11 protein-coding genes are annotated in these 12,396 nt (G+C 55.5%); 10 read left to right on the top strand and 1 reads right to left on the bottom strand.

Annotated features, from left to right (window positions below):
- Positions 1 to 94 precede the first annotated feature (94 nt).
- The 3 genes from CU041_RS01310 (at position 95) to CU041_RS01320 (ending at position 3,552) form a co-directional block, all read left to right on the top strand.
- Complete coding sequence (locus tag CU041_RS01310) at positions 95 to 1,333, top strand: ABC transporter substrate-binding protein (protein ID WP_101245457.1); 1,239 nt, start codon at positions 95 to 97, stop codon at positions 1,331 to 1,333.
- A 154-nt stretch (positions 1,334 to 1,487) separates the two neighbouring features.
- Positions 1,488 to 2,270 carry an ABC transporter ATP-binding protein gene (locus CU041_RS01315; protein WP_206927130.1) on the top strand — a complete coding sequence of 261 codons (783 nt, stop codon included), beginning with the start codon at positions 1,488 to 1,490 and terminating at the stop codon, positions 2,268 to 2,270.
- Positions 2,271 to 2,316: 46 nt separating this feature from the next.
- A complete protein-coding gene (locus CU041_RS01320; protein WP_101245459.1) occupies positions 2,317 to 3,552 on the top strand; it encodes a phenylacetate--CoA ligase family protein in 1,236 nt (411 codons plus the stop codon).
- A 74-nt stretch (positions 3,553 to 3,626) separates the two neighbouring features.
- Here CU041_RS01320 and CU041_RS01325 read toward each other — a convergent pair whose 3' ends face one another.
- Positions 3,627 to 4,892 carry a permease gene (locus tag CU041_RS01325; protein ID WP_101245460.1) on the bottom strand — a complete coding sequence of 422 codons (1,266 nt, stop codon included), beginning with the start codon at positions 4,890 to 4,892 and terminating at the stop codon, positions 3,627 to 3,629.
- A gap of 132 nt (positions 4,893 to 5,024) precedes the next feature.
- Here CU041_RS01325 and CU041_RS01330 point away from each other — a divergent pair, with 132 nt between their 5' ends.
- The 7 genes from CU041_RS01330 to CU041_RS01360 all read left to right on the top strand — a co-directional run bounded on the left by CU041_RS01330 (position 5,025) and on the right by CU041_RS01360 (position 12,365).
- Positions 5,025 to 6,233 carry an MFS transporter gene (locus tag CU041_RS01330; RefSeq protein ID WP_101245879.1) on the top strand — a complete coding sequence of 403 codons (1,209 nt, stop codon included), beginning with the start codon at positions 5,025 to 5,027 and terminating at the stop codon, positions 6,231 to 6,233.
- A gap of 181 nt (positions 6,234 to 6,414) precedes the next feature.
- Positions 6,415 to 9,279, top strand: a complete 2,865-nt coding sequence (locus CU041_RS01335; protein WP_101245461.1) for a monovalent cation/H+ antiporter subunit A — start codon at positions 6,415 to 6,417, stop codon at positions 9,277 to 9,279.
- 1 nt (position 9,280) lies between these two features.
- Positions 9,281 to 9,637 (top strand): Na+/H+ antiporter subunit C, encoded by a 357-nt coding sequence (locus tag CU041_RS01340; protein WP_101245462.1) that lies wholly within the window; start codon positions 9,281 to 9,283, stop codon positions 9,635 to 9,637.
- The gene (locus CU041_RS01345) at positions 9,637 to 11,169 is read left to right on the top strand and encodes a monovalent cation/H+ antiporter subunit D (protein WP_101245463.1); all 1,533 of its coding nucleotides are present in this window, start codon (positions 9,637 to 9,639) and stop codon (positions 11,167 to 11,169) included. The genes CU041_RS01340 and CU041_RS01345 overlap by 1 nt, the downstream gene beginning before the upstream one ends.
- Positions 11,170 to 11,193: 24 nt before the next feature.
- Positions 11,194 to 11,682 carry a Na+/H+ antiporter subunit E gene (locus tag CU041_RS01350; RefSeq protein ID WP_233432970.1) on the top strand — a complete coding sequence of 163 codons (489 nt, stop codon included), beginning with the start codon at positions 11,194 to 11,196 and terminating at the stop codon, positions 11,680 to 11,682.
- Positions 11,679 to 11,948, top strand: a complete 270-nt coding sequence (locus CU041_RS01355; RefSeq protein ID WP_101245465.1) for a K+/H+ antiporter subunit F — start codon at positions 11,679 to 11,681, stop codon at positions 11,946 to 11,948. The genes CU041_RS01350 and CU041_RS01355 overlap by 4 nt, the downstream gene beginning before the upstream one ends.
- 12 nt (positions 11,949 to 11,960) lie before the next feature.
- Positions 11,961 to 12,365 (top strand): Na+/H+ antiporter subunit G, encoded by a 405-nt coding sequence (locus CU041_RS01360; RefSeq protein WP_101245466.1) that lies wholly within the window; start codon positions 11,961 to 11,963, stop codon positions 12,363 to 12,365.
- The last annotated feature ends 31 nt before the right edge of the window (positions 12,366 to 12,396 follow it).

Raw genomic sequence — 12,396 nt, forward strand, 5'->3', positions numbered from 1 at the left:
GAACCCGGCCCGCTTAAAAACAAAAAAGGGCCGGGACCAAAACGGGGAGACCGGGAGGCTATCTTTGATGAAAACGTCCAAGGGAGACGTCGTTATGAAGAGACTGATTGCTGCGACCGCGATGGTTGCAACCGGCTTGTCGTTCTCGGCAGCCAAAGCAGACGAAGTATTTGTCGGCCATCTGATGGATATTACCGGTGCGACCGGCTTTATCGGCAAGTTCTATGCTGATGGTGTGCGTGATGCGCTGTCTTACATCAACACCCATGGCGGGATTGACGGTACGGTTCTGGATTCTGAATCGGTTGACTATGCCTACAAGGTTCCCCAGGCGATTGCGAACTACAAGAAATGGCGTTCGCGCAACAACATGGTTGCCATGCAGGGCTGGGGCACAGGCGATACCGAAGCACTGATCAGCTTCGTTGCCAAGGACAAGGTTCCGGTTTACTCGGCATCCTATTCCGGTCACCTGACCGACCCGACCGCGAAAAACCCGAAAACGGCAAAACCGGCACCGTATAACTTCTTCTATGGCGCATCCTATTCCGATGCCTGCCGTGCAATGGTTCAGTGGGCTGCTGAAGACTGGAAAAACTCCGGTGGTTCCGGCAAGCCGGTCTTCTCGCATATCGGGGACAACCACCCGTATCCGAACGCACCGAAAGAAGCCTGTGCAGAATATGCCAACGAGCTTGGCTTTGAAGTAACCGCACCGGTGGTTGTTTCGATGAAGCCGGGTGACTTCAAGGCACAATGCCTGACCCTGAAAGAAGCCGGGACCAACTATGGGTATCTTGGCAACCTTGGCCCGTCGGTTGTGTCGCTGGTTAAATCCTGTGACACGGTTGGCGCAACCCCGAAATGGCTGGCCAACATCTGGGCGGGTGACTACGAAACGCTCAAAACCATTGGCGATGTTGAAAACTATGTCTTCCCGGCCATGACCAGCTTCTGGACCGACGAAGGCGTTCCGGGCATGGATCTGGTCCGCGAAATCTCCAAGATGTCTGATCGTTCGGGCACCGAGTTCCGCACCCACCATTACATCCGTGGCATTTGCTCGGCCTATTACATGAAAGAAGCCATGGAATGGGCAAAGGCCAATGGCGGCATTACCGGTGAAAACATCAAGGCCGGCATGTATGCCCGCACCAACTGGGTCCCCAAAGGCCTTGAAGGTGTGTGCATGGAAGCAACCTGGACTGCCGAAGACCATCGCGGCATCAACACCGTCAACATCTATAACGGCAGCGCCAAAGGTGGCGAAGTCACGGTCAAAAAAGAAACGACCGTTACCCTGCCGCGTCGTGACGACTGGCTCGGTTACTAAGACCTGAGTCCAGACAGACGAATGTCTCCCAGTCTGTTCGGGGGCAAGGCATAAGACGCAAGATGCCTTGTCCCCGACAGGGGGGATCACCAAGCGATAATTCGAAGGGGACACCATGGCAGAGCCCGCCCGCAAAATTGAGACCGCCGAACCGATGCTGTCGGTCAATAACATCGAAGTTGTTTATGACGAGGTTATCCTTGTCCTGCGCGGCGTATCGCTGGAAGTTCCGCAAGGCAAGATCGTCACCCTGCTGGGACCGAACGGTGCTGGCAAGTCGACCACGCTTAAGGCGATTTCAGGTTTGCTGAAAACCGAAGACGGCGAAGTCACCCGTGGCGACATCAATTTCATGGGCCAGCAGATCGCCAATGGCAGCCCGGAAGAAATCGTGCGTTCCGGCCTGTTCCAGGTGATGGAAGGCCGCCGCATCATTGAAGACATGACCTGTATCGAGAACCTGCGTTTGGGGGCCTATACCCGCAAGGACAAGGGCGTCAAAGACGATATCGAAATGGTCTTTGAATATTTCCCGCGCCTGAAGGAACGCACCGGGCTTGCCGGTTATCTGTCGGGCGGGGAACAGCAGATGCTGGCAATCGGCCGGTCCCTGATGGCGCGTCCGAAAATGATCCTGCTTGATGAACCGTCAATGGGTTTGTCGCCGCTTCTGGTTAAGGAAGTGTTCGGGATTATCGAAAAGATCAATCGCGAACAGGGCATCACGATGCTGATCGTTGAACAGAATGCCAACTTTGCGCTTAAGGTTGCCGACTATGGCTATATCATGGAAAGCGGCAAAGTGGTTCTTGACGGTACCCGCGACGAGCTTTTGAACAACGAAGACGTCAAGGAATTCTATCTTGGCGGTGGTTCCGAAGAACGCAAAAGCTTCAAGAACATCAAGTCCTACAAACGCCGCAAGCGTTGGCTGTAACGGCCTGAATGCTTTGGTGACGGAATTTTGAAGAAAGACGGGCAGGATGCTGACGACATATTACGACGCACGTGAAACGCGCAATCCCGCAGACCGCGAAGCCGGTCTGATGGCGGCACTGCCGCGCATCCTTCATCATGCAAGGGAAAAATCGGCCGGCTATGGCCGCATTCTTGCCGATATCGACCCGCGAACAATTACCTCGCGCGATGCGCTGGCGACCTTGCCGGTAACCCGCAAATCCGATCTGATTGATGCCCAGGCCCGGGAACTTCCCCTTGCCGGATTGAATGCAACGCCGGTTCCGGCGATGGCGCGCATGTTCCAAAGCCCCGGCCCGATCTATGATCCGCAGGGAAAAGGCGATGACTGGTGGCGCATGGGGCGTGCGTTCTTTGCGGCCGGTTTCCGTCCGGGCGATATCGTGCATAACTGCCTGTCCTATCACCTGACACCGGGTGGGTTCATTTTCGACAGCGGGGCGCGTGCCTGTGGCTGCGTAGTCGTACCGGCCGGCGTCGGGCAAAGCGAAGCCCAAGTCAAGGCGATCAGTGATCTGAAACCGGCTGGCTATAGCGGCACGCCTTCTTTCCTGAAAATCCTGATGGAAAAGGCCGATGAACTCGGTGCCGATATTTCATCGATCAAGCGTGCCCTTGTTTCGGGCGAAGCATTGCCGCCTTCGTTGCGCGACTGGTTTGCGGAACGCGGGATTGCGATGCTGCAATGTTATGCCAGTGCCGACCTTGGCCTGATTGCCTATGAAAGTGACGCCAAGGACGGCATGATCATTGCCGAGGACATTATCCTTGAAATCGTGCGCCCGGGCACCGGGGAACCGGTTGCAGATGGCGAAGTCGGCGAAGTCGTGGTCACGACCCTGAATATGGATTATCCGCTGATCCGGTTTGCTACGGGTGATCTGTCGGCCATTGCGGTTGGGCAAAGCCCGTGCGGGCGCACCAATGACCGGATCAAGGGATGGATGGGCCGTGCCGATCAGACCACCAAGGTCAAGGGCATGTTTGTTCATCCAAGTCAGGTTGCCGAAATCGTCAAGCGCCACGACGCCATCACCAAGGCGCGTCTGGTTGTAACCCGTGAAAATGACAATGATGTCATGACCCTTCTGTGCGAAGGCAACGAGGCATCAGCAGATCTGGATGCAATTGGTGAAACCATGGCCGGTGTTTGCAAGCTGCGCGGCGTGGTTGCCTTTAACCCGTCCGGAACATTGCCAAATGACGGCAAGGTCATTGATGACCGGCGTGATCACGGATAATCGCGCCGATAGTGCCAAATTTTATTCCCGCTCGGGATAACTTGCGCCGTCCGGTCTGACCGGGCGGTTTTTTTTTAGGACACTGCTGTTCCGATCTGCACCACAAGTCCACCTGCCAATATCAGGAAGATCACACCGATCAGGGCATTTTTCGGGGTCAGTATCGATGTCTTGCTGCCGTGATGATCATGTCCGTGGTCATGTCCGTGATCATGATCGTGGTTGTGACCATGCCCGCCGGAACCGGCTTTTTGTGCCAGTGCGCGCAACCGGATCAAAACGGCTACCAGTACAAATGCCGCAATATTCAGGAACAATGTGTAATTGACGCCAAATGCACTGATTTCGGCAATGTCCCGGCTGCTTTCGGGGACCTGGTCAAGTGCCGCAAAGGCATAATGCAGAAGCAACGCCGTTGCGACGATACTGACATACATCACACCCGCAATATAAAGCGCGGTTTTCCAGCCGTAATAGCGTGCATTCACTTTCACCAGCGGCGGGACCATCAAATCGGAATAGATAAAGCCCATAATACCGGCAAAACTGACGCCGCCTGCACTCAGCACGGTGGCAAGCGGGATATTGCCCATGGACCCGATAAAGGTCGCAGCGGCAACAAACGGGGCAATCAATGCGTTTTCCAACACCCGCAGGAATGGCAGATCGGCACCGCTTGCGCCATCATCGGCAAGAAACAGCGTCTGCCACACATGGTCTGGCACAAACACCGCAATAAATCCGGCAACGGTAAAACCGATCAGGATTTCACGCCAAACCATCTGCCATTCCATGACGAAACGGTTGCCGACCTGTTGCCATCCCTCGATCGATGCAATGCGTTTTTTCCAGTCGAAATCGTCATCCTCATGACCGGTCGCGTCATCTGCATGATCGCGGGCCTTGTCAATCAGTTTGGTCGGATATGTCAGACGGATCAGGATGGCCGAAATCACGATCATGATGATGCCGCCGACGATCTCTGCGACCAGAAACTGCCATCCGAGAAACAGAAAGATCAGGACGCCCAGTTCAATGACCAGATTGGTCGATGCAAACATGAAAGCGACGGTTGCGATGAAATGCGCGCCTTTCTGAAAAAGCGATCTCGCAGCGGACAGCGCGGCAAAAGAACAGGAACTTGAAAGCGCGCCAAACATCCCGGCCAGTGAAATGCTTTTGGCACCGCCATCGCCCATATGGTCAACCAGTCGGCGTTTGGGCACAAAGACCTGGATTGCAGCACTGATGGCATAGCCAAGAACGAAAGCCCAAAGCGCATTCCAGAAAAAACCAAGGGCCGTTACAACGCCATTTGCATATTGATCAAGAATGTTCATTTCTGCCGTCCGCTCGGAATTGGAAATTCATCGGGATAAACATCTAACGGTCAGAATTTCAAAGAGTTCCAAGATAGGTTTTTGTCCGCATCTGTGTATGATGTGCAAAACATCAAACATGTCGGGGGGACAATGGCGCGCACGGGCAAAGGCTTTGCCGTTACAATGATTACGGTTTGCCAGTTAATGGCACTTGCCCTGTGGTTTTCGGCGACCGCGGTGCTACCGCAATTGCGCAGCGAATTTGATATCGGCGCATTGCAGTCTTCGCTGTTTACCAGTTCGGTTCTTCTTGGCTTTGTAATGGGGACGGTAACCAGTGCGGTTTTCGGATTGGCCGACCGGATCGAACCGCGTCGTTTCTGGGCCGCGTCGGCAATCATTGCCGCAACCGCCAATATCCTGATCCTTGTGGTGCCGATTGATGGTGTGGTGGTGATCTTGCTGCGCCTGATCACCGGCATATGCATGGCGGGCATCTATCCGATCGGCATGAAAATGGTTGCGACCTGGTCGCGCGGCGATACCGGATTTCTGGTCGGGCTTCTGGTTGGTGCATTGACCATGGGCTCTGCCTTGCCGCATCTGTTTTCGGTGGCGGTTCCCCTTGATTGGCGGTTGGTGATCGTAACGGCAAGTGTGTCGGCCTATCTGGCGGCCTTTGCCGTTTTGTTTGTGCATCTGGGCGGAACACCGGGAAGGTCGCCGCGCTTTGATCCGCGCATGGTCGGTAAAATCTGGTCCAACAAGCCATTGCGCCATGCCTGTTATGGTTATTTCGGGCATATGTGGGAACTTTATGCCATGTGGGGCTGGATCGGGTTGTTCCTGTATGGGGCCTATTCAGACCGGATGGTCGATAATCCCGGCATGTGGTCGGCATTATCGACCTTTGCCATCGTCGGGATCGGCGCGTTCGGATCGCTTGCCGGGGGATATTATGCCGACCGGATCGGGCGGACGACCGTTACAATTACCGCCATGGTCATCAGCGGTGCCTGCGCACTGGTTGCCGGTGCCTTCGGAGATGCGCCATTTGCGGTCCTTCTTCTGATTTGCATTGTCTGGGGTATTTCGGTGGTGGCGGATTCCGCACAGTTTTCATCCTGCGTGATTGAACTGGCCGATCCCCATCAGGTCGGAACAGCCCTGACCCTGCAAAATGCCATCGGTTTTCTGATCGCGCTGGTATCGATCCATTTGGTGCCGGTTGTGGCTGACTGGGCCGGTTGGTGGGGGGCGTTTGCCATGCTGTCGATCGGGCCGGTGGCCGGCACAATTGCCATGATCCGTTTGCGCATGATGCCCGAAGCATCGCTTCTGGCTGGTGGGCGGAAATAACCCGGCAGTTGAAAACGCCAAAATCACGGGTGATCATCTTCACTTGACAGTCAGAAGGTGAAAATCTGCGCCGTTTGGGTTTTCTTGACCATTTTCTGAACAAATATTACCTTCTGCCGGAATTTTCTTGCTGTCTCGCGTTGGGGGCGATGCGGCGATTATCCAAAAATAAGGGTCTTTCATGAGTCTCACCCTCATTGTTTTGCTTCCCTTCATTGGGGCGGTCTTGCCCGCCATAATGATCAGGGCCGGGCGCAATGCATGTGCAACTGCCACCGGTTCTGTCACGCTGCTTGCCCTGATCCTTTTGATGGCAAAGGCCCCAGCGGTCATTGCCGGCGAGGTATTTCAGGTCAGTTATAATTGGCTGCCGGAACTGGGTCTGAATGTGACCTTCTTCCTGGATGGTCTTGGATTGCTGTTTGCTACACTGATCCTTGGCATCGGTTTGCTGATTATCATCTATGCGCGGTTCTATCTGTCAAAGAACGATCCCATGGGGCGCTTCTATGTGTTCCTGCTCCTGTTCCAGGGGGCCATGGTCGGTATCGTTCTTTCCGATAATATTCTGCTGCTTCTGATTTTCTGGGAACTGACATCCCTGTCATCGTTCCTGCTGATCGGGTACTGGAAACATCTGCCAGAAGGCCGTCAGGGCGCGCGCATGGCGCTTGCCGTGACCGGTGCTGGTGGTTTGGCGATGATTGCGGGGATGCTGATCGTTGGCGATATCGTCGGCTCCTATAACCTGACCGATATTCTTGCCAATGCCGATCTGATCCAGGCATCGCCGATGTATGTTCCGGCACTGGTTCTGATCCTTTTGGGCTGTTTCACCAAATCGGCACAGTTCCCGTTCCATTTCTGGCTTCCCCATGCCATGGCCGCACCGACCCCGGTTTCGGCCTATCTGCATTCGGCAACCATGGTCAAGGCCGGCATCTTCCTGATGGCGCGCATGTGGCCGGTTCTGTCGGGCACACCGGAATGGTTCTATATCGTGGCGACTGCTGGTCTGGTCACGATGGTTCTGGGCGCATGGATCGCGATCTTCAAACACGACCTTAAGGGACTTCTGGCCTATTCTACGGTCAGTCACCTTGGTCTTGTCACCATGCTGTTTGGTTTCGGAACGCCAATGGCCGCAGTTGCCGGTGTTTTCCACATCATCAACCATGCGACCTTCAAGGCAGCCCTGTTCATGACGGCGGGTATCGTCGATCATGAAACCGGGACCCGTGATATTCGCCGGTTTGGCGGATTGCTGAACCTGATGCCGATTGCCGGGACCATCGGCATTATCTCGGCGGCATCGATGGCCGGTGTCATTCCGTTTAACGGCTTCCTGTCCAAGGAAATGATGCTGGAAGAAGCTTGGCATACGGTCTGGTTCGATCAGAACTGGCTTGTGCCGCTGCTTGCCACGATTGGTGCGATCTTCTCGGTTGCCTATTCCTTCCGGTTTATCTTCCATGTCTGGCTGGGCAAGCCGCGTGATGAAAACCTTCCGCATCATCCGCATGACCCGCCGTTCGGCATGTGGGCGCCGCCTGCATTCCTGACCGTTCTTGTGGTTCTGATCGGCCTGTTCCCGGCAACCATTGCCGGTCCGCTGGTAGCGGCGACCTCCGGTGCGGTGATTGGCGGGGAACTGCCGGAGTATCATCTGGCACTTTGGCATGGTTTGACCCCGGCACTTGGCATGAGCGCGATTGCCCTGGTTCTGGGGGCGCTTTTGTTGATGCGTCATGCGGGGCTTCTGTCGGCGACCGCAAACCTGTCGCGTCCCGATGCCAAATCCATGTTTGATTGCGCAATGGCCAAGCTGGTGGCACTCAGCCGCTTTGTCTCGGACAACCTGCATAATGGCTCCTTGCAGCGTTATCTGGCGATCATGGTGGTTTCGGCTGTGGCAATCGGTGTTTCGGGCTTTTATGCCAAACCCGATTACCTGTCGGGTTCGCGTGAACTTCTTGAAGTTTCACCGCCGGCGGCCATTGCCTGGCTGTTGCTGGTCGTGACCTGTATCGCGTCGGTCTTCATGCATCACAACCGGTTGTTGACCTTGCTTCTGGTCGGTGTGATCGGTTTGATCGTGTCACTTGGCTTCATCTATCTGTCGGCACCGGACCTTGCCCTGACGCAGATCTCGGTCGAGGTGGTGACGGTCATCCTGATGTTGCTGGCACTCAATATCCTGCCTAAGGAAACGCCAAAGGAAAGCCTGCCGGGCCGCAAGATGCGCGACGGGATTGTTTCCATTGCTGCGGGGCTTGGCATTGGCGGGGCCATCTGGGCGATCATGACACGTGATCTGCCCAACTCGATTTCGGCTTATCATCTGGCCAATTCGAAAACAGAAGGCGGCGGTACGAACGTTGTGAACGTGATCCTCGTCGACTTCCGTGGCTTTGATACCTTTGGCGAGATCATCGTTCTGGGCATCGCGGCACTGTCGATCTTTGCCCTGATTGAAACCGTCACCCAGGGCGAAGCCGCCAAACGTCTTGCCAACTGGGTTGTCGATAATCGCCGGTCGGCTGATCGCCATCCGATGATGATGGTGGTGGCAACGCGCGTGATGTTGCCGCTGTCGCTGATGGTGGGTGTTTACATCTTCCTGCGTGGCCATAACGAGCCGGGCGGTGGCTTTATCGCCGGTCTGGTCGTATCGGTTGCGCTGGTCATGCAATATATGGCATCGGGCTTTGGCTGGACCCAGAACCGCATGAAAGTGAACTATCACGGCATGATCGGTCTGGGCGTGATTGCGGCTGCGATTACCGGTGTTTCGGCATGGGTTGCGGGGCTTCCGTTCCTGACCAGCGGTTTCACCCATGTTCATCTGCCGATTGTTGGCGAATTTGAACTGGCATCTGCCATGGGCTTTGACCTTGGCGTGTTCCTGACCGTGGTCGGGGCGGTGATGCTGGCCCTTGCCAAACTGTCACAGGTTGAACGCATGGCCGAACATGTCGATGTGAACCTTGATCCGATGGATCATGATCCGTCTGCATCTGTAGCAACCCCGGAAAAGGAGGCCTGATATGGAGTTTCTTGTAGCAAGCAGTATTGGGCTTCTGACCACGTGCGGCACGTATCTGTTGCTGCGCGGGCGGACTTTCCCGGTGGTGATCGGTCTGGCCTTGCTGTCCTATGCGGTGAACGTGTTCCTGTTCGCGATGGGCCGCCTGACGATCAATATGCCGCCGATCCTGCGTGATGGCGTGACCGAATATACCGATCCGTTGCCCCAGGCACTTGTCCTGACGGCGATTGTGATTTCGTTCGGCATGACCGCCCTGATCGTTGTTCTGTCGATCCGGGCATATCTTGAAATCGGCAATGACCATGTTGACGGTCGCCCGGTTGGCGAGCCATCCGAAGCAGGAGATAAAAACTGATGGGTGACTGGATTGTTGTTCCCATAGTGCTGCCCGCCGTGATGGCCGCCCTGATTGTTCTGGCGGTCCGTCACGACATTTTGTTGCAGCGCGTATTTTCGATCACGGCGACCGTGGCCCTTGTGGCGGTGACGCTGTCACTGGTGGTCTTTGCCAATGGCAATGACCCGGAAATGTACGCCTTGTCGAACTGGCCGGCACCGTTTGGGATTGTGCTGGTGCTGGATCGCCTGTCGGCGATGATGGTGTTCCTGACATCGCTTCTGGGACTTGGTGTTGTCCTGTTTGCCTCAAGCGAATGGGATCAGCGCGGCAAGCATTTCCATGCCCTGTTCCAGTTCCAGCTGATGGGGGTCAATGGTGCGTTCCTGACCGGTGACGTATTCAACCTGTTCGTGTTCTTCGAAGTTCTGCTGATCGCGTCATACGGCCTGATGCTGCATGGCGCGGGGGCTGAACGGCTGAAGGCCGGCATGCAATATATCGTGATTAACCTGACGGGATCGTCGCTGTTCCTGATCGGGGTTGGCATGATCTATTCCGTGACCGGTACGCTGAACATGGCGGATCTCGCGGTTCAGGTGGCCAATGTCGCGCCGGGTGATGCCGCTCTGTTGCGGGCGGGTGCGCTGGTCTTGCTTCTGGTGTTCTGTGTCAAGGCGGCACTGGTTCCGATCCATTTCTGGCTTCCGGGAACCTATGCCAATGCGCCGGCACCGGTTGCTGCCCTGTTTGCCATCATGACCAAGGTCGGTGCCTATTCCGTACTGCGTGTCTATTCGCTGGCCTTTGGCGATGCGGCCGGGGACATGGCCTGGCTGGCACAGCCGTATCTGATGCCGGCAGCTTTGATCACGCTTGTTCTGGGTATGGTCGGCGTGGTCGCGGCCAAACGCCTTAACGGGCTGATCGCCTTTTCGGTGATCGGGTCGATGGGAACGCTGCTGATTGCCATTGCCCTGTTCACACCCGAAAGTATTGCGGCGGGCCTTTATTACCTGCTGCATTCGACCTTCTCGGGCGCGGCCCTGTTCCTGATTGCTGATCTGGTGGTGTCACGTCGCGGCCAGTTTGGTGACAGCCTGCATACCGCACCGACATTCCATCAGTCGGGCTTCCTGGCTGTTCTGTTCTTTGTCGGGGCGATTGCCATGGCCGGTATGCCGCCGCTAAGCGGCTTTATCGGTAAACTTCAGATCCTTGATGCGGCGCGTGGAAGCGACGCCATGGTCTGGATCTGGGCGATCATTCTGGTGACGTCACTGCTGTGCATTATCGGCTTTGGCCGGGCGGGTAGTGTCCTGTTCTGGAAAAGTGCGTCGGTCGAAGGTGAAATCACGGTCGAAGGCGCGAAATGGCCGGTTCTGCCGATCATTGCCACGTGCGGCATGTTGGGTGGACTGGTTGCCCTGACGGTCTTTGCCGGTCCGATTACCGATTATCTGCACGGTGTTGCTGCGCAGATCTTTGATACATCGGGTTATATCCAGGCGGTGCTGGGCGAAGGTGCCCTGGCATTGCTGGGCCAGTAAGCGGAAAGGACAAGGAACATAATGATGAAACGTTATCTCCCCCATCCGCTTTTGACACTGGCCTTGCTGGTGGTGTGGGTGTTTCTGGTCAACGAGGTTTCGGCAGGTGCCGTTATCTTCGGTCTCATCCTTGCGGTCATCATTCCGTTGATCACCGCAAGTTTCTGGCCGGCCCGTCCCAAGGTGGGCAATGCCTATGCGATTTGCGAATATGGTCTGGTGGTTTTGTGGGACATTCTGGTGGCAAACGTCATTGTTGCCGGTCTTATCCTGTTTCGCAAAACCGAAAGCCTTGAGTCAAAATGCGTTGTCGTTCCGCTTGATCTGACCTCTCCCGAGGCGATCACGACCCTTGCCGGAACCATCACCATGACGCCGGGCACGGTGACCATCGATCTGAGTGCCGATGCCAAAAGCCTTCTGGTTCATTGCCTGCATGCCCCTGATCCACAGGGCGTGATCGATGACATCAAGAACCGCTACGAACGCCGTCTGAAGGAGATCTTCGAATGATCGAATATGCACTGAATTTCGGCTTTGTCTGTGTGGCGCTTGCGCTGTTGATGAACCTGTATCGCCTGACCGTGGGGCCGACCACGGCCGACCGGGTTCTGGCGGTTGATACGATGGCGATCAATGCGATTGCGCTTCTGGTGCTGTATGGCATCGGAAAATCAACGGCGATGTATTTCGAAGGCGCGTTGCTGTTTGCAATGTTCGGGTTTGTTTCAACTGTGGCCTATTGCAAGTTCGTCTTGCGTGGCGACATCATCGAATAAGGGAGCGATAAGATGCCGTTTGTTGTTGAACTCATCATTTCGCTTCTGATCGTGATTGGCGGGGCTTTCCTGCTGATCGGGTCTTTCGGTATGATCAAACTCAAAGAACTGCTGCCGCGTCTGCACGCACCGACCAAGGCCAGTACTGTCGGGCTTGGCGGTGTTCTGATCGCGTCAATGCTGTTCTTCTGGGTTGAACGTGGCCATTTCACCATTCACGAATTGCTGATTACGCTGTTCATTTTCCTGACAGCACCCATCACCGCAAATCTGATTGCCAAGGCCTACATGCTGCTGAATGTCGATCCGCACAAGGATCTTCCGCCATCCAAGCAGGATGAAGGCTGGGCCACCTTTGATCCGATCGGACCCGAAGGTTACGACCCAAGCGAAGAATACAAGGAAAAGGAAACCTGAAAGGCAGGGGACCTGTAATCGATCAAACGGC

The sequence above is a fragment of the Thalassospira povalilytica genome (genome assembly GCF_002844235.1).
GTDB lineage: Bacteria > Pseudomonadota > Alphaproteobacteria > Rhodospirillales > Thalassospiraceae > Thalassospira > Thalassospira povalilytica.